15 protein-coding genes and 1 pseudogene are annotated in these 18036 nt (G+C 60.3%); 6 read left to right on the plus strand and 10 right to left on the minus strand.

Going from position 1 to position 18036, the window contains the following annotated elements; genetic code table 11:
- From AB6O04_RS08875 to AB6O04_RS08885, 3 genes are read right to left on the minus strand one after another with little or no spacing between them, the layout of a single operon-like run.
- A complete protein-coding gene (locus AB6O04_RS08875; protein WP_368563496.1) occupies positions 1-795 on the minus strand; it encodes a putative DNA-binding domain-containing protein in 795 nt (264 codons plus the stop codon).
- Positions 792-1697, minus strand: a complete 906-nt coding sequence (locus tag AB6O04_RS08880; RefSeq protein WP_368563497.1) for a DUF692 domain-containing protein — start codon at positions 1695-1697, stop codon at positions 792-794. Before AB6O04_RS08880 ends, AB6O04_RS08875 begins: the two co-directional genes overlap by 4 nt.
- Before the next feature lie 29 nt (positions 1698-1726).
- Positions 1727-2050 carry a DUF2282 domain-containing protein gene (locus tag AB6O04_RS08885; protein ID WP_368563498.1) on the minus strand — a complete coding sequence of 108 codons (324 nt, stop codon included), beginning with the start codon at positions 2048-2050 and terminating at the stop codon, positions 1727-1729.
- Between AB6O04_RS08885 and AB6O04_RS08890 the strand changes: the two genes are divergently transcribed.
- The gene (locus AB6O04_RS08890; RefSeq protein WP_368563499.1) at positions 2049-2408 is read left to right on the plus strand and encodes a hypothetical protein; all 360 of its coding nucleotides are present in this window, start codon (positions 2049-2051) and stop codon (positions 2406-2408) included. The genes AB6O04_RS08885 and AB6O04_RS08890 overlap by 2 nt on opposite strands.
- Before the next feature lie 271 nt (positions 2409-2679).
- Complete coding sequence (locus AB6O04_RS08895) at positions 2680-3516, plus strand: alpha/beta fold hydrolase (protein ID WP_368563500.1); 837 nt, start codon at positions 2680-2682, stop codon at positions 3514-3516.
- A gap of 15 nt (positions 3517-3531) precedes the next feature.
- Here AB6O04_RS08895 and AB6O04_RS08900 read toward each other — a convergent pair.
- The 3 genes and pseudogenes from AB6O04_RS08900 to AB6O04_RS08910 all read right to left on the minus strand — a co-directional run.
- A pseudogene (locus AB6O04_RS08900) lies at positions 3532-3711 on the minus strand (transposase family protein); the annotation flags it as partial.
- Between the two features lie 318 nt (positions 3712-4029).
- Positions 4030-5781: a UvrD-helicase domain-containing protein gene (locus AB6O04_RS08905; RefSeq protein ID WP_368563501.1), complete on the minus strand. Its 1752-nt coding sequence runs from the start codon at positions 5779-5781 to the stop codon at positions 4030-4032.
- Positions 5778-7526 carry an ATP-dependent endonuclease gene (locus AB6O04_RS08910; RefSeq protein WP_368563502.1) on the minus strand — a complete coding sequence of 583 codons (1749 nt, stop codon included), beginning with the start codon at positions 7524-7526 and terminating at the stop codon, positions 5778-5780. Before AB6O04_RS08910 ends, AB6O04_RS08905 begins: the two co-directional genes overlap by 4 nt.
- Before the next feature lie 413 nt (positions 7527-7939).
- On the opposite strand from AB6O04_RS08910, the gene AB6O04_RS08915 reads away from it, so the two are divergent.
- The 3 genes from AB6O04_RS08915 (at position 7940) to AB6O04_RS08925 (ending at position 11687) form a co-directional block, all read left to right on the plus strand.
- Positions 7940-9043, plus strand: coding sequence for an AAA family ATPase (locus tag AB6O04_RS08915; RefSeq protein WP_368563503.1), 1104 nt, complete (start codon positions 7940-7942; stop codon positions 9041-9043).
- Positions 9043-11451 (plus strand): S8 family serine peptidase, encoded by a 2409-nt coding sequence (locus tag AB6O04_RS08920; RefSeq protein ID WP_368563504.1) that lies wholly within the window; start codon positions 9043-9045, stop codon positions 11449-11451. The genes AB6O04_RS08915 and AB6O04_RS08920 overlap by 1 nt, the downstream gene beginning before the upstream one ends.
- Before the next feature lie 92 nt (positions 11452-11543).
- Positions 11544-11687 (plus strand): hypothetical protein, encoded by a 144-nt coding sequence (locus AB6O04_RS08925; protein WP_368563505.1) that lies wholly within the window; start codon positions 11544-11546, stop codon positions 11685-11687.
- Between the two features lie 23 nt (positions 11688-11710).
- On the opposite strand, the gene AB6O04_RS08930 is transcribed toward AB6O04_RS08925, so the two are convergent.
- Positions 11711-13024: a hypothetical protein gene (locus AB6O04_RS08930; RefSeq protein ID WP_368563506.1), complete on the minus strand. Its 1314-nt coding sequence runs from the start codon at positions 13022-13024 to the stop codon at positions 11711-11713.
- 366 nt (positions 13025-13390) lie between these two features.
- Between AB6O04_RS08930 and AB6O04_RS08935 the strand changes: the two genes are divergently transcribed.
- The gene (locus AB6O04_RS08935) at positions 13391-13624 is read left to right on the plus strand and encodes a hypothetical protein (RefSeq protein ID WP_368563507.1); all 234 of its coding nucleotides are present in this window, start codon (positions 13391-13393) and stop codon (positions 13622-13624) included.
- A 92-nt stretch (positions 13625-13716) separates the two neighbouring features.
- Here AB6O04_RS08935 and AB6O04_RS08940 read toward each other — a convergent pair whose 3' ends face one another.
- The 3 genes from AB6O04_RS08940 to AB6O04_RS08950 are packed head-to-tail and all read right to left on the minus strand — an operon-like array spanning position 13717 to position 18015.
- On the minus strand, positions 13717-14178 hold the full coding sequence (locus tag AB6O04_RS08940) for a hypothetical protein (RefSeq protein WP_368563508.1): 462 nt from the start codon (positions 14176-14178) through the stop codon (positions 13717-13719).
- Complete coding sequence (locus AB6O04_RS08945; RefSeq protein ID WP_368563509.1) at positions 14171-16504, minus strand: hypothetical protein; 2334 nt, start codon at positions 16502-16504, stop codon at positions 14171-14173. The genes AB6O04_RS08940 and AB6O04_RS08945 overlap by 8 nt, the downstream gene beginning before the upstream one ends.
- Complete coding sequence (locus AB6O04_RS08950) at positions 16501-18015, minus strand: site-specific integrase (protein WP_368563510.1); 1515 nt, start codon at positions 18013-18015, stop codon at positions 16501-16503. Before AB6O04_RS08950 ends, AB6O04_RS08945 begins: the two co-directional genes overlap by 4 nt.
- Between the last annotated feature and the right edge of the window lie 21 nt (positions 18016-18036).

Here is an 18036-nt window from a genome sequence, read left to right on the forward strand (position 1 = left end):
TCAGTTCTCCGATGTGGTATCGAGTCCGACCACTAGGCCGTGACGGATCAGGACGGCGAACAGCGCGCTGTCGTCGACGTGTGCGGCGGCGGCGTGCGCCTTGTCGAAGGCCGCGTCCAGCGGTTCGCCGTTGTGCAGTGCGTCCAGGAATGCGATCGCACCCGGCGGCAGATCGGTGACGACGACCTCGAATGACGGGCGCGCGACCAGCGCGTCCTCCGCCTGCTCGACGTCGGTGCCGGCAAGGTCCGCGTCGGACAGGTCCTGCAGTCCCTGGTGTGTCCGCCAGATGGAATACGCCGCATGGCGCGACGCAAGCCAGTGGCAGGCCGGATGTAGCGTGACGCGGGCGGATGCCAAGCGCTCGGGCGCCGCGAACAGCTCGCGATATGCGGCCTCGGGTATCGGCGTGGCATCGGCGGCGTGATACGCGTGGATGCGCAGCGCTTCGATCGTGGCCACGTCGGCCAGGTAGGGGATTTCGGCCGCCGGCAGGAAGCCTGCCACGAACCGCGGGAAGTCGATCGCGTAATCGGTTAGCACCGGCGTGCGCGGCGGCGTCGTCAGCACGCATTCGCGCGCCATGGCGCGGAAGAACTCCACGCCGACCAGCGCCTGGGTGACGGAAAAGGCTTCGGCCAGCGCGTCGATCAGGGTCACCACGAAGTTGTTGCGGTGCACGGCGAACCGGCGCTCGGCGTCCGCGCGGCCGGCGGCCTTGAGCCCGGTAGGCGCGCGCCGGGTCGGCACGCGCAACGCGGCGGCGAAGTCCTGCTGGGAGGCGGTCGTGGTCATGCCGCCATCTCGGCGGGCACCGCGCAGCTATAGCGCAGGATCGCCTCGGCGCGCTGTGCCTGTTCGCGCAGCGTTGTGTAGGCGGGGACATTGGTGTCCCATTCGATCAGCGTCGCCACCGGCCCGGTCAGTGCGAGCGTGCGCGCATACAGCGCCCACACCGCATCGGCGACCGGCGCGCCGTGGTGGTCGACCAGCAATGCTTCGCCGCCGTCGGAATCGTATTCCTCGGTGTGCCCGGCGAGATGGATCTGCCGCACCGCGTGCATCGGCAGCGCGACGAGGTAGGCGAGCGGATCGTGGCGGTTGTTGTGGCAGGACACGTACACGTTGTTCACGTCCAGCAGCAACCCGCATCCGGTGCGTTGCACGATCGCGGCGATGAAGTCCGGCTCGCGGTAGGTGCTGCCCTGGAATTCCAAGTAGGTGCTGGGGTTTTCCAGCAGCATCTGCACGCCGAGCCGCTCCTGGACCTGGTCGATGTGCCCGCAGACGCGGAGCAGGGTTGGTGTGTCGTAACTCAGCGGCAACAGGTCGTTGAAGAAGCGGCCGTCGTGGGTGGACCAGGCGAGGTGTTCCGAGAACGCCGCGGGCTGATAGCGCGCGATCAGTTTCGCCAGCCGGTCCAGATGCAGCGGATCCGGCGGCGCTTCGCTGCCCAGCGACAGGCCGACGCCGTGCAGCGATAGCGGCAACCGTTCCCGCAGCGCGGTGAGTTGCGCGTGCGGTATGCCGCCATGGCCCATGTAGTTCTCCGCATGCACCTCGACGAAGCCGGGCGGCGCACGGTCCGCCTGCAACTCGTCGAAATGGCGCGGCTTGAATCCAACACCGGCCCGCGCGGGCAGGCCGGTGCCGGCCGGAGAAGCATCGGCGTGGTGCGTGCTGTGGGCGAGGTTCACCGAGCGGTCTCCGGAAAAGCGATCGCGGCTCAGCTCGACTTGGTCATCTTGGCCTCAAAGGCCGCCAGCTGACCGTACCCGGTGGGCGAGGTCTTCGAAGTCGTCTTGGTGCAAGTGCCGGCAGGCACGTGCTTCCAAGCATTGGCTTGGTGATTGGTCTTGGCGGTGCCCGCGCAGGTGGTGCCGGGACCGGCGGCGCAATCGTTCTTGCCGGCGAGGGCCACGCCGTAGCATTTTTCCTGGGCGGCGCCTTTCTCGCCGGCCTGTGCTGGCGCGATGCTCATGGCTAGAGCCGAACCCAGCGCAGCAGCGAGGGCCAAGGCGGGAACGGCGGACTGGAAACGGGTCGTCATGGAAGTTCTCCTGGGAATGGGTAGTAGCGAGGCGCCGACGAACCGCGTATGGCAGTCAGGGCGCCGCTCGCATCAGGAGACTTCGTTCGAGGGGGCGAATGGTTACATCAGGCTGGAAGAAGCGCAGACGCCGCTGCGCGATCACTACGCCCCCGGTTTCGCGGTGATCAGACTCCGCTTCGATCACGAATTGGAGGGATTCGCCTTCTGGAAGGGAATTTTCACCGGAGCGATCGAACGCATTCTCAAGTTTATCTACGTCGCAGGCTCCAATCGGCGCTCGAAACGACCGACATTCGGAACTCATCTGCCCGGCAGCGTCTGCGCGGGTACGGATACCGCAGTCTCATTGATGTAACCGAAAAGCCTCCTCGGGCGAATATAGAGTCATGACCACGTTTTTTTGACCTTTCCGGGTGCCGCGTTCCCCAAAAGCTGCTTTGGATCGGTCGCAACGATAAAACTGACATTGGCTCGAGCTAGGATTTTTCATGATTTGCCCCGTGCTTATTCGCCTAAAAGATCGGTTACTTAGCGTGGCGGCAGCTGCTGCCATATTAGCCATCTTCACACCGACGGCGTGGGCCGCTCCACAGGCGTCTTCCAATTCGACTACGACCTATCACAGGATGCAGATCGACGGCGTCGGGGTTTTCTATCGCGAAGCCGGACCGAAAGATGCGCCGACAATCGTCTTGCTGCATGGTTTTCCGACGTCGTCCCGCCAGTACGAAGCGCTGATCCCGCTGCTGGCCACTCGATACCACATTATCGCGCCGGATTACCCGGGCTTCGGACAAAGCGACGCACCCGAACCGTCCGCCTTCCCCTATACGTTCGATCATCTCGCGAAGGTGATGGAGGAACTGCTGGTACGACTCAAGATCGACCGTTACAGCCTGTACATTCACGATTATGGCGCTCCGGTAGGTTTCCGGATGATGCTGGCGCATCCAGAGCGATTGGACGCGCTAGTAACGCAGAACGGCAATGCTTATCAGGAAGGCCTGGGCAAGAAATGGCCCGGCATTGCTGAATTCTGGGCTGATCCGAAAGGGCATCCGGAGGTTGTTGACGCCTTCTTGTCTTTCGACACCACGATGCAGCGTCATACAGCGGGCACAAAACATCCAGAGCGCTACAATCCGGAGGCTTGGCTAAGCGAGTTTGCGCACCTTGCAAAGCCCGGCCAACGCGCGATCCAGTCGGCGTTGCTCTACGACTATCGGAACAATGTCGCGGCCTACTCGCAATGGCAGGCTTGGCTTCGCGAACGTCAGCCGCCAACCCTGGTTGTATGGGGAGCCAATGACCCTTCCTTCATCGCCGCGGGGGGCGCGGCGTTCAAGAAAGACGTGCCTGACGCGGAAATTCACTTGCTCGACGCGGGTCACTTTGCGCTAGACGAGAAGACCGACGAGATTGCGCGCCTGATCCTCGATTTTATGGCAAGGCGTTCGGAATGAGTTTCGACAAAACAAGGTCAACTCCGGACCGTTGTCCGTGCGCACCGCGCGGGGATAGCCACGAAAGCAGGCGATCTGCTCCAGTACGCGCACCACGTAGGCACCACTGATGCCGTGATCCACTGCGATGTCCGCGCACTCGTGGGTGAAGTAGTCGGCGAGGGTCAGGCACTTGATGCGGCGGCCATTGGCCAAACAGCAATTAGGGACGCCGACACCAGAGCATCCGGGCGAACCATCGCATTTCGCAATCTTGGTACTTTTATATGCTGTTGCGCATCAAGTACATCGGCTAGTAAAGGCTATTGCTAGTGAATGATACTACTAGGTGTTGCCCGCTAGTAGAGTGCGCCTCTGTTGCGTGCTCAGAGAGCACTCGCGCAACACTCCGACTTACGGCGCACCGCAAAAGCTCGATCGCCTAGTGCCTCTGCTACACCTCGGCGGCAGAGCCGGTCCAAGACGGGCCGCAGACATCATCCGTCAGTTGGCGGGGAATCCACCGCGATGCATCTAGGCCACGCCAACCTCACTAAATCCCCTGGCGACCAAAGCGGGGCGAAGGGCATCAAGCGCAGTGGAAGGAACACCCAACCACACCAGGTTCCTCGCGCGCGTCACGGCGACGTAACCGATGCGACCCAGTTCCGTTTCCGCACCCCGCAATAGCGCTTCGGCGTGATCCTTCTCGGCGAGGTACAGTACAGCATCGAGGGTTTCGCCTTTGACCTTATGCACGGTGTGAATGCGTAAGTTCGCGTGTGGGCCGGTGGCGAGGTCCGCACCTGCGTGCAGCGGTGCGTTCCTCAGTTCGGTCTTGGCTAGTCGGCTGCCTAGGTTGGGCACTGGCTCAAGTCCATGATCTTCTTGCAGGCTCGCCATGAGGGCACGGATGTTTGCGAGTAGCTGCGGCTGCCATTGAGTGTCGGCCACCAGCGTGGATGCAGGCAGTCCCGTGCCCGGATCGCGCGTGAAACTCCAAATGAGGCGTCGCACCGGTTTCATCTCCGGATGACGAGTTGCCTGGATGACAGAGGCGAGCCACCCGTCCCCGGGCTTCTTCAATAAGCCAGCTATACAGCCGGCGACGACTTTGAATGCCCCTGAAAAATCCCGGCGCTGATCACGCAGCAGGGCAGCGCGTGCGAACTGCTTAACCAGCCCTTGTCCGATCGACGCGTCGGCACCGACTAAGGCGGCAGCGGTCGCACTGGCACGACAGACCACTGCGGACTTATCCACGCACAGGCCTGCCGCGGCGACAGCGGCCTGAAAAGCGACCAGAAGCTTGTCCCGATCGGCCTTCTTGTAGCCAATGAAAAACGCGCCGTGAGATTCCTCCGGCTTAGGCCGATCAGCCGTATCAACCCGGCTCGCCAAAGCGTTGGCCAATGCCACGACAGACGGGACTGAGCGAAAGTTCCGGGTCAGCGCATAGCTGCGCACACCGGCCCGTTGACCATAGTCGGTCAAAAATTGGCCGTCCGCGCCCGCGAATTCGTAGATGCCTTGCGACGGATCCCCAATCAACGTTACATGTGTCCCGGCGTTGGCGAGTTCTTGCAAGATCGCCTGATGCACCGTGCCGATGTCTTGCGACTCGTCAATGAGGACGTGTGGGTAGCGCCGAACTAGGGCTCTTAAAATCAGACGTTGGCGCTGCAGGGTGCGCAAAGCCCACACTTGTCCCAATGAGTGGGTGTAAGCCCCGATAGCGCCCAGGCGCGCGACAACCGCGGTGCCCCCATTGATGGGGATCAGCGTCTTGTTCATTCGGAAACCGAACTGCGTGGTGCCGCCATGATGATTCGCGACGACCTTCTCGATCTTATCGTGAGGGACCGGGAACGCTTTTTTTCCGTTCGTCGGTTGCGCCCAAAACAGGAAGTCCTTGTTCTTCAGGAACGGCTCTGCGCCGGAGATCAGGAAGGGAGCTCGAGAGCAACCCATGGTGCGCGATGCATGGGGGCGCAGGATATGGGTGGTGATGAAGCCATCCAGCGTATCGATCTCCACCCGCTGTCGGCCACGACCTGGCGGCAGCGTCTGAGCCAGAGGCAGGTAGGTATCTCGGAAAGTTTGGACTGCGACGTTGGAGAAGGATAATAACGCGACGCGCCCGCGGCTCTCGTCCAGCCGTCGACGGATCTCGATAAGGCGATGGACTGCGGTGTGCGTCTTGCCGCTGCCGGCGCAGGCGATCACCGAGAGAGGTGCCAACGGGGCGTCGACGATGGCCCGCTGCTCGGCCGATAGTCCCATCATGCGGGCACCGCGACCTGGCATGCATGCGCGATTGCATCCTTGAGGTACTGCGGCACGGTGCAGGGAATTTTGGGGTCGGCCAGGGCTTGGGCGAGCGCCTGTCCGAAACGCCCTTTTTGCACGTTGGTATGCTCGCGCTCAAACATGCCGCGAAACAGGGCTCTCGCTTTGGCCGCGTCGCCCACCGCCGCATCGACTTCTGCCTGTACAGTCGCCCCGATGTTTGAGTGCAGCTCCTTCAAGACCGTCAGCATCGCGCTTCGGTTGTCCGCGTGCAGTGCTAGGTCATACTCGAGGGTCTTAACGCCATGAAACACGCGCACCAGTGCGTCCTCTTGGGCCTTCATCAGCGCGGTGTTGGCCGAAACTGTCACTGTGTCGCCTAGCGCTGGATATATCGGCTGCGCTTTGCTTCCTTCGCCGGGCACCTCCATAGGATCGGCGTCGGTGATCAACGCGACCGGAATTTTGAGTGCCTTTTCGCCAAACAACGGCAAGAAGGAATCAAAATTTAAACCCTCGACACTGATCAAGCTGACCCCGTGCTGCCGCAAGTTCATTTGCTGACGTTTGGCCAGTACGCTGACGAGCATTAACTCAGCCGCGCCTTCAACAAAAATCACGCGTCGCGCGAAGAACATTTCTGCTCGTGTCACGTCCAGGTAGCGCTCGAGCTTCTCTCGCTTTCCCTTTGCGAATACGATCGTGCGGGGAAAGAAGGTCTCGACCGCTGTCCCCGTGTCGACCAAGCAGGCGAGGGTGTCGAGGTTCGCAATGCTTGCGAAGTTCGGAGAATGGCTGGTCACAAACAGTTGCACCGGCTTTTCGCCCTCGGCTGCATGCACACCCTGCAAATAGCGCAACAATACAGCCTGCAACTGCGGATGGAGGTGTGCTTCCGGCTCCTCAATGATCAGGCTGCGGTAGCTGGCATCCGGGTTCCGCGCCAGTTCGCTCAGTACCACAGCCATAAAAATCAGGTTGTTGAAGCCCAGGCCGTTTTGCTCGATCTCCAAGGCATCAACCGATAACGACAGCCGAGCGGCCAATCGCTGGAAGTCTGTCCCGCTGAGACCCACCTTGAGGGATTGTGCGAGCTGCGCGCCGAGCATCGTGCGATGCCGGAGGTCGATCGCAGATTGCGTGGCCTTGATCGGCGCATGTTCGCGCAGTTCATCGTCGAGTGCTTTGAGTGCCGTCGTGATCTTGTCCTGACCGGCGGGGTCGGACAGTAAGCGCATTAGCCGCGACAGTTGACTGCTGCGTCCGGGCTTCAATCCCTGGGATGCGTCACGCAGCGGCGGAAGGTAAACGCCGCGCAGGTTTTCTATGATGTCGGAGGGCAGCCCGACGTCTTCGTGATCGCCACACCAACGCTTGACGCGCAGCCGGCCCACATTGTCCGGCTCTGAATAGCGTACGGTGAAGTGGGCCTCCAAGGCGCCATCAGCATCAGGCTTGAGCGCAGGAAGAAAATCGGCCTCATCGTCGAGGTCCAGTCCCCTGAAGACGTACTGAAAGGTGATGCCACCTGCGGCTATACCGCCTTTGGGCTGATGAACGTCCTCGATGCCCAGTCGCGGGTACGGCTCGTCGTGCCCGGCAAGCAGCGCCCGCAAGGCGTCGATGACTGCTGTCTTGCCGACGTTATTCGCGCCGACCAGCACGTTCAAACCCTCTTGGAAGCTTAGCTCCGCGATGCCCAGCTTGCGGAAGTTGGAGATAGATAACTTGGCCAGATACACCGCCGTGTGCCCCCTTGAGGCTGGTAGACCGCCTTAGCCTAAACCGGCAGCCGCCGCGGCTGGGATTTGGGTGTCGCCGACACCTTGGCGCGCAGCATGCTGATGCTGTGGCTGAGCAATAGACCGGGGGCTGGTTCATCTATTTAACAGCCTCGGGGCTAACGCGACCGGACAAGACAATGGGTTGGCGGAGGGTCACGGGATATGCGGCCGTCCGCCGGCCCGCCATGGTCCGCCCAGACATAAGCGAGGTAGCCTGTTGCATTGAGATGGACATGCATGCATACTGAACACATCAATACGCATATTTATGGCAATAGACGGCATATATGGAGCATTATTCAATCATTCTCGCCCTGCTACGAGCCGCCCTGAAGGACCCTAGTCCGGCGGTGACCTCGCATGCTGGCCGCTTGCTCGCGGCGCTGCGTAAGGATGGTCAAGACGAGCAAGCCGCGCAGCTCGCCAAGCTTCTGGAGCGGGGAGAGCAGGCCGGCCGTATGCAACCTAGTCGTGTAGTGCTATCGCGCGCCGCCCTTCCCGGGGAGGCGATCACGCCCAGCGTGCGTCCGCCGGTCGACAAGGAAACCGGGGCCGCGCTGGCCGACATCACGTTGCCAGCGATGCTCCACCTGGCCCAAGCCCCGGTGCTCAACAGTACTTTGCACGGGTCGGTGGAAGCGCTGATCGAAGAGTGGCGCCATCTCGACCGGCTGCGCGCCATGGGCATCCGCCCACCCTTGAACTGCCTATTGTTCGGCGCCCCGGGGACCGGCAAGACGAAGCTGGCCCAACTGGTCAGTCGTGAGATTGGCCTGCCGCTGGTAACGGCCAGACTCGATGGGCTGATTTCCTCGTACCTCGGGACCACGGCGCGGAACATTTCCGCACTCTTTTCCTTCGCCAATCGCTACCAATGCGTGCTGCTGCTCGACGAGTTCGATGCCATTGCCAAGGTGCGCGACGATCCTCATGAGGTCGGTGAAATCAAGCGCGTAGTGAACACCTTGTTGCAATGCTTGGACCAACGCAGCGAGTTGGGCATAACCATTGCGATCACCAACCATGAGCAATTGCTCGATAGCGCGATCTGGCGGCGCTTCGACATCCGCGTAGCTGTACCCAAGCCTGATCTTGGTTCGCGCCTGGACATTGTCAACCGCTATGTTGCTCCCTTGGACGTGTCGCTGGCTGAGCGACGCTTTCTGGCGTGGCTCACAGAAGGGCTCACCGGAAGCGAGATCGAAACCTTGGCCAACGCTATCAAGCGTGCGGCCGCGATGAGTTCGAACCCCGAGTTTTCCGTTCTGGACGCACTGAAGGTGCATGCGTTGCTTAGTTCCAACCACCGGCAATACCCGCGCTGGGAGCAGCTTCTTAGCCCTATCGAAGCGCTCGCAGCCACTTTGGCAGGCGATCGCGAACTTGCCTTTACCCAAGAAGATCTCGCGCGCTTCTTTGGCAAGGACCAATCCACCATCAGTCGCTGGATACGCAAGCATCGTGAGGTGACGTAGTGCCCAACAATCCACTCCAAATCGTTCTTAATGCCAACGACTACCAGCGCATCCCGGAGCGTACGGGGGGTGGGGCGGTCAAGGACTTCTACCGGGGGCGTGACGAAGCATTCGTTGTGCATCAGCAAAAGTTATTGACCGACTTGGACCAGATTGGGCGCGCGATGGGGCGCGGCGATCGGCCGGTGCTCGCGTACATGCACGTTACGCTGGACGAGGACGCGTGGGCGAAGACTCGGCGTCCAACGGTGAAGGTGATGCCGCCAGCGAAGGTGCCGCTGGTCGGAGGCTCCAATTTGGGCGACATGATCGTGGAGCTCACGCCGGAGAACATCGCCGCCATTCGCGGCAGCATAAACGAGGCGGAAAAAGACGTGGCGCTAGTGGCCGACAGGGAGAGCGGAGAGCTCAAGCCCAAGCCATCGCGAGCGCGCGGCGAGGTCGGCGCTATTCGCGCGTTGCGCGCTCATCACGCGGCGGATCGGCGGTCCTTCTCGGCCGAAGAGGCGATCGCGTGGTTGGCCGATCCGCGCACCGGTGGCATGTATCTGGTTGAGACCTTCATCGACCCCCGGCACGCTGATGATGAGCGGACGCGCGCACTGCGGCGCCGCGCGATCGAGGCGTATGGCGATCTGCAGCAGGGACTGGAGCAGTTGGGCTTGCCCCTGGAAGTCGAAGACACCGGGCAGCGTTGGAAAACCATGCGCCTGTTACTGTTGCGGCTGCAGAGCCAATCGCTGGCCGCGCACGAGACACTGCTGCGGTTCTTGGATGAGCATCCGATCGTTCGTCGCGTCGCCCTGCCGCCTATTTTGGAGGTCGAACACGCGGCCGTTGCGCCGGCCGGTGGCCCTACGGTCATCGCACCGCCACGCACCGACACCGGCTATCCGGTCCTGGGCATCATCGATACCGGCGTCACGGCGCTGCCCACCCTCGAGCCCTGGTGCATTGGACGTACTGACCTGATACCCGGCGGCGGCCAGAACCGTTCCCATGGCACCTTCATCGCCGGATTGTCGGCGGCCGCGCAGGTGTTCAATCCGCACCCGGTGTTCGACGAAGTACCCTGCAAGTTCTTCGACTTGGGCCTGCACCCCACGCAGGACGATGTCTACGACGACGTCTACCCGCGCGGGTTCCTGGACTTCCTAGAGCAATTGGATGCGGAGCTTCCTGCGGCGATCGCGACCGGGACGCGCGTGTTTAACATGAGCTTGTCGATCGAGCGGCCGGTGTCAGATGCCGGTTATGGCGATTACGCCACGCTCCTCGATGAGATCGCTGACAAGCACGACGTCGTGTTCGTGCTGCCGGCCGGCAACCTCGAGGGCGCACTCTGGCGGCCGACGTGGCCAGACCAACCCGTGGACGTCGCGCCCATGCTTGCCGCGTACCGCTACACCGGCCAGGACCGCTTGCTCCAACCGGCCGAGAGTGTTCGCGCCGTGTCGGTGGGCGCCACCGACCCGCCGGACGCCAAAGGACACCTGCGCCCGGCCGTATACACGCGGCGCGGCCCCAGCACCGCCTTGGGGCTGAAGCCCGACGTGGCCCACGTTGGTGGCCAAGGCAGCCACACCCCTAATCTTTTATCCCTCAACCCAGCCGGCGCCACTGTCGCCGGCATGGGCACCAGCTACGCAGCACCGCTGGCGGCGCGCACCTTGGCCGCCCTCAACCACCTGATTGAGGGCGAGGTCCAGCGCGAAACGCTGATCGGCCTGCTGATACACCACGCGCACATGCCCCCACTTCTCGCCGATGCGCATGTGAGCAAGTACGCCTCGGATTTCGTTGGGCATGGTATCCCGGCCCATGCTTTGCACATGCTGGAGACTGAAGACCATGCGATCACGCTGGCCTTTGTCGGCACGCTGCAGGCGGCGCACGAGCTCACCTTTCCTTTCACTTGGCCGGCCAGTTTGGTGAACGATGCCGGTGCGTGCCGCGGTCGTGCGCGTATGACCTTGGCGTACCGCGCGCCCACTCACCGCCAATTCGGCGCCGAATATGTGCGTGTCAATCTCGAGGCGTACCTGCGTCAGGAGCAGATCGACACCGCAACCGGTGAGGTCAGCTGGAAGGGACGATTAAAATCGGAAGGAAAGGTCTACGAGCGACACCTGATCGAGCACGGCCACAAATGGTGGCCAATCAAGCGATTCGAGCAGACAATCCCGCGCGGTCAGGGCAATTCCTCGCAGTGGCGCTTGGTCTTGGATTCGCTGTGTCGTACGGACGTGGAGTTCCCGGAGGAGGGGGTGCCGTTCGCGGTGATCCTCTCGCTCGATGATCCGTCTGGCCGCGCACCAGTTTTCAACGAACTGCGACAAACGCTGCGTAACAGTGGTGCTCGCATCGCCGACATCCGCACGGCCGTGCGCGTGGGGCCGCGTGTGTGAGTCATCAGACCGGTGCCGATCGCCTTGGAACGACGGTCGGCACCTTCAGCAACGGATCGTTCCAACCACTAGAAGACGCAAGGAGATTTCTCATGGCAAAGAAACAATCCGGTGACAAGACGTCGACGCTGGCGGGCAAGGTTCTGTCCGGTAGCAAGAAGGCCACGCAGAAGGACGCCAGGCAACTGGCGGCTTCCGTGCTAGGCCAAGACGAGAAGAAGGGCAAGCGCAAGTAATAGGCTCGAACGGTAGGCGCGGATCAGCGGGACGGTTCCTCGTCCCGCGCGATCAGTATCTGCGTAAGCGATGCCAAGGGATGGAAGTCATCGGTTAACCGATCGGTGCGCACTTGGCCGTCGGCTTCGAGGAAGTGATGCATGGCGGTCGGGAAGTGCCGGGGATCCACAGGGTGCTGGGCGCGAGGGTTGTGGAACAGATCCATCCCCTCTGACCATGTCTCGTCGTAGTCCTCGTCGACGGATAACACGAACCGGAAGGGCTCCGCAGCATCGGGGTCGTGATTCCACGCCGTTCCGGTGCGCAGCATATGCACGCGCCGCGATCCGAACCCAGCGACAAATCCCATGCGGTTGAATTTGGCCAGCGTAGCGCCGCTATTGAACAGTACCGCGCTAATATGCTCGGCACCCTCGAGGTCAAAGAAGCCAGACGGAATGACCTTCGTCCGCCAGCGATGCTCGGTGACCCTGCGAGGCACGATGACCAAGTGGCCACGATCGTCGCGGTGCCAGTCGTGGTCATATCCGTACAGGTAGATGCCCAGGCCTGTACGCGCGAATACCATGGATTGCGGCGCATGGAAGTCCTGAATAGCAAGGATCAGCGGCTTGTTGGCCACATGCGCGAGCTCCCAGTAGCGTCTACGCAACTTCGAGGTCAACGCGCTACCGAACTTGATGGGAATGTACTGCTTGAGATAGGCCTGCTGTTCCTCGGGCGTGGTCGGCTCCGGTGCTGGAACGACATTGCCCCGCTCATCCTGCGTTGGATTCGTGGTCGTGACCTCGATTGCAATCTCGCCATTGCCATCGTTGGCCATGTAATCCGGTGCGGCGCCGACGTGCTCGATCGAAAAGCCATTTTCGACAAGCAAGGCGAAGACATAGAGCTCCAGCAGGCGCGCATCGAAGGCGGCGGACTGGAACTGCTCGATGTAGTTCCCGTCGATGTCCTGGTGCCAACGCATCATCGACCGGATCAACTCACGCGCCGGGCTATACCCTTCGCCCTCCCGTAAGATGGCGAAGTTCGGATGCAGCCGTGCTTCCGGCACCTGAAGGGCGAAGAAGTCAACCGCCCCGGGCGGTTCGTCGCCCTGGCCGCGCTCCTGCTCGAGACGCGCTAGCAGGTCGGGGGCTTGAATCTGTAGCGCGGCGACCGCGAGTCCGGGATCGTCGAAGAATTCCGTACCGTGGATCCAGCGAAAGCGCTCAGCGTGGTCCCGGGCCAAGAATGCGGCTTGATAATCCCCATCCTGGCGATCTCGCAACACCAACCCGAGTAGACGGCCGTCATCTGATTCGTACCAGGCACACTCCTCGATGAGCCACATGGCCGGCCCGAATCGGCAGTACGCTGCTAACGCATCGAAACGCGCTAGGCTGATAGGGTGCATAGGTACCTCAGATCGTCTTCCTGTGAGGGTTTTTCCTGGCGGGACAGCCCATGCATCCAACAAAAGAAGAGCGGCGCCATCAATCGGTGACGATAACCTAGGATCGGCAGGATAGGCGATAGCCTTGGCGTCGCTTTGTTCTTGGAGCGGAGTAGAGCATCTATCGCCTACCGACCAGTCTGCAGGGAGCAAACGAGACTCTCTGCCCCGGAATCCAAAAGACGCCTACAATCACTTGAGGTGAACTTATAAAAAACCAATGCTAGTCGGACGACTGCCCGCCTAGCTTAATGAGGTGTCGCAATGACCACCGAAAAGTCGGGTCAATATAGTGCAGACGGAATCAAGGTCCTCGAAAGTATGGGTCCTGTCAGAGCTCAAGGCTTCACCATCTCCTATGACCAAGGCTTAGATGAGCCGGACCAGAAGATCGACGCATGCTGTGCGTTACTGCGCGCTGATAAAGACCTATGGTTTGTGAGATTAGAAGATATGCAAGGGCGAGAGATGCTCGTGTATCGTGACCCTCGCCCCTGATCCGCCGGTCTCCTTTGAAAGAGGACTCGGAACAGGGAGTAGGGAAGTACTGCATGCTAGGCGTAGACACTAGTTGCCCCGTGTTGTAAGAACTACTTCAGGGTGCTCACATCGGCATTGGGAAGTGCCCCGATTTGCGCCAACCTATCCCTCGAAGCCTTAAAGAATTCATAGAATTGAGACCATTTGCTGAAACCGCCCAGTTCGCCAACAGCTCGAATCATGGCGACATGCGATGCCGTCAGGAGCGCAATTTGAGACTCGAGTTCGGCGATGCGTAAGTCGCGCTCAGCCAGGGCGCTCGCAGCGGCTGCTCCAGACAGCCTGCCTGGACGTGCTCGCCATCTGCGAAATTCCGCCTGCCTCTCCTGATACTGCTCGAGCAGACGGCTACGTCCGGCGCTACGGGTAATGGATGAAGCGGCCTTGATTCGCGGATGCATTCGCGCGACTGACCGTGCTGTGATGTTCTCGTCGCGGGCGAGCAGGTCATCGAGCACCCTGCGCATCTCAGCATCGATCTCGTTAGCGTCATTTTGGGCGTCGTTAACCATCCATTACTCCTGCTTTTCGCGGAACAGAGAGATCAGGCCCGTCAGGGAAAGGCTTGTCACCATCCTTAGTGGATAAAAGCTTCCGCACGCCATCAAGCCTTACTTTGGCATGTTCAATTTGATTCGTGCGACCGATGCTCTTCGATGGCCTGGCTTCGGCGGTCTCTATCGCTGCAACCAGCTTGAGTTCGAGCGCTCGCAGATGGCGACGGTTCTCAGGCAAGTTGGTCGCCGAAAGGTGGCGACAGCCGGAGAAGCACTCCAAATGTTTCGGGCATGGGTCGACCGTAAAGCTGTTCAAACAGTGCCCATAGGGAGTCGCATGAAAGCCGTCTGCTTCCGCTTTCAGAAACTCGAACGCAGCGGTGTCGCCCTCGCTGCTCTGGATCCGCTTGAATGCCTCCACGATCGGACCGCTGGCTTTGCCGGATTGGATCATCTTGGCAACAGTACTAGCCTTCTCGCCGAGCGCCGTCTCGACGTCGACGGGCAGTTCGAGTTGATCGAGCTCTTCCGCTAGGCTGCGATGATCGTACTCATAGCTCTGAGCCACGCTGCGACGATTGAAGCGTTTGGAGATGATGGTGTCAGCCACGCCCAGACGGAAAAGCTCGGTGTTTTGTAGGTGACGCAGGGTGTGGGAGGTGAGCACCAAGTCCTTGTCGCCATCAGATTGCCCATAACGTTTGAACAGCGTATCGCGGGATTTCTGCTCACCAAGGGAAAGATTGACCAAGCTCGTATCGGGGCGGCCAACGGAGAGGTATCGGGTGACATCGCAGACTCCGTTATTTCGCTCCTCAGCCAGAGATCGTTTCGGATGCAGGAAAAGGAACTCCCAAGAAGCAAAACTGCGATCCGTCAGACTGAAAAACTCAGTGTCCGGCAACTTTGAAGCGGTCGCGACGCGAAGGTAATTTTCGAGATCTCCGATTTTCACGAAGACCTTGCTCATGTCATGTTTGTCCCTGATCGAAATGGCCGTGCCATCAGCGCTTCTTAGTGCCAATGCGCCACCATCCTTCCCTTCAAATTCGGCCATCCGACGAAAGTACATGCGAGCGGTCGCACTCATTTCGCCTTGAAGACGCACGCTCCTCTGATCCTGCATTTTTTGGAGCTCGTCGAAGCACTCGGTCGAGTAGTTTTGCCGGCACTTCTGTATCCAAGACCGCTTTTGCTCCTCGCTCATGTTTAGCCAGAATGGGTTTCCAGTGAGGCGAGTGTAAATTTGCGTGATCGGGACCAACTCACTGAGCGCAAAGTCTGGCAAAACGCGCCCTGTCTCGGTCTGCTTCCTCAGCGTGTTTCGTAGCGGGTTGGTGATTGCCGCAGCACGGGTCAGGGTCTCGCTCACAATCTCCTCGAACATCTGGGGAACGTAGTGAGTCTTGCCGATGAGCACCTTGCTGTCGGCGTTCTTTGCCTGCTGCTTTTCGGCGAAGTGCCGGATCATGAGCGATTGGGAATACCCACCTAGCTCCGCTGCAGGCCGTTGCTTCGAGTCGTAGTAGTGCCGGTCCGTCCGCCACTCAGCGGGAAGGAGCGTGGCCTCTCCAATTCGGAAGCCTGTCAAGATCATGATGCGAATGGCTGCAAAGCGCAGTTCGTCCATGAAGGTCAGGGGCTGCTCGGTCATGACGATCCGGACCAACTCCCAAAACGCGCGACGTTCGGGTAGGCGCTCAGCGCGTTTGCGATCTTCCAGGTTGTGCCGAATCTCCGCTTGAGAATTGAGAAATTTCGACCGTCGAGTGGCTCTAGGCTGGAGACGTGCGGCGGCGAGGGCAGGGTAGAGCGGTCCCACATCGGCCAAGTGGTTGGAATCAAATAGCACCTTGGCCAGCCCCGCGATCAAATCGCCAAGCTTGCCCGATGCCTGGATGCTGTTGCCGGTACGAACCGCGAGAGCCATCTCGTCAACAGTGACACTCCACGGCTCGGTGTCTGCCGCACACGTAGCGATCACGCGCAAGGGACGTGCCACATTGTTGGCGATGTGACCGAACGAGTTGCGGCGAACAAACAGCTGTTCCATGACGGCAGCTTTGATGAGGTCTTGCCATGCGGGCGACAAGGTGCGACCAGACAGGACCGGCAGCCCTTTGGAAGAGCGGGCTTCGTTGAGCGCATCAAGTGCCGAACTTTCCGAACTGAAGTGGCGCAAGCGATGCTTGGGAGCGACGCCTCCTGCTAGCGCAGTGAGGTCCCAGTCATGCCCTTTGATCGCCGTGCCGCTCTGGTCCAAGGGAATTTCCCAGGCAACTCCATGCGTTGCGGCCAGCTCTTTTCCGAGCTGGATGAAAGCTAAGTAGTGGGGATTCAAGACGGCGAACCTTCGAGCTCAACCACCACCGCCTGAACTTCGGCGATCGTCCGTTCAAGCTGTAGATAGGCGGGCGAAACCGCGTCGCCACGAGATGAGTCATGGAAGAACCGCGCCACATCCCGAAAGTCGGCTAGAACTTTCGAGTGCATCTGAACGTCGTGAATCGGCATGAACTTCCTGCAGCCGTAGCAGGACAAGATCGGGTTGTAGGGACACGCAGCCTGCCCGGAGGTGCATCCACCGATCCCCGCGATCGGCACACCATGTGGCGCTCCGCCGACCTGCTGAGATTCCTTCAACTGCGCGAGTTCTTCGGGGCCAATAAACCGGTCGTGGGCAATGCGAGCCACGCGCTGATAAATCTCGGAGATCCCCAGTGCTTTGTTCACCCGCTCAGCCTGGTTGGCCGATGTTTCGTAGTACACAAGCGCAGTAGTCATATCCGAGTGCCCAAGGAACTCGGCCAGTTCCTCTTGGCTTGCGCCGGCGTCAACGAGGCGTTGAGCGGCTGTATGCCGCAGATTGACGGCAGTCGCGCCGAGCTCGAGCACATCGCGAAGTAGGGAGCTGATGCGACGACTTGCTTCATTAGCGGATGTGGCACCGAACACCCTAGCGCCCACGTCATCGCCCTCAGCCTGAAAGCGCCGATCGATCTCGACGAAGAGTGGGGTCCACTCGCGTTTCACTCGCCTAAGCAGCGGCTTGGCGGCACTGGAACTCCGCTGTTTTGCCATGCGGAATGTGATGTGGACGGACGCAAACATGTCGACGCCTTCTCGACGAACTTTTACGTCACGAAACGTGAGCATTGCAATCTGAATCGGTCGCATTGCGAACTGGTACGCACAAAGCAACATCGCTGCGTCTTGCACATCTTCGAGAGCCAGCAACGACTTTTTTGCCTGGAGCGCCGCTTCATCCAAAAACCGAACTACCGCAGCTTCATCGTCCACCGAAATAAAGGCTTCACCGGACCGAACAACGGCGTATTTGTCTTTAAACGGGAGGGGCAGGGCGGATATGACGTCGTGATAGGAGTCTGACCAGCCATTGATGCGATGTTGGCAGAGCAGTTTGAGGATCGATTTGGCGCAGGAGTAGGCGTCTGTAGGCAAGGTTTTCGCGAAGAGCGAGGTCCAAACGGATGAAATGCCTGTGGGTCCAGCACCCAAAAGTCCAGCAACATCTTCTTGTCCAAAGTGCTTTCCACCGAGCGTGTACTGTGCGGCGGTCCTCGGCGCGAAGTCCTCTCCAATGATGCGCAGAAATACGTGTTTTAGCAGGATTCCAAAGTCCTCTTGAGCCAGATCGAAATCGATGTTGATAACGCTTCCATTCGCATGGACTGCAAAGCGGCTGGCTGCTGCAGGACCTTGAATCGAGCGAAGCGTGTCATCGAAATCGTCGTAGTACCTAATCACCGACGGCAATGGTGGAAGTTGCGCGACGACTTCGTGCAACACTGACGTGTCGAGCCATGGACGATGATCACGCTGTAGATCCATTTGTCTTTCCAAGGGCGAAAC

Source organism: Pseudoxanthomonas sp. UTMC 1351, from assembly GCF_040948865.1.
Lineage (GTDB): Bacteria > Pseudomonadota > Gammaproteobacteria > Xanthomonadales > Xanthomonadaceae > Pseudoxanthomonas_A.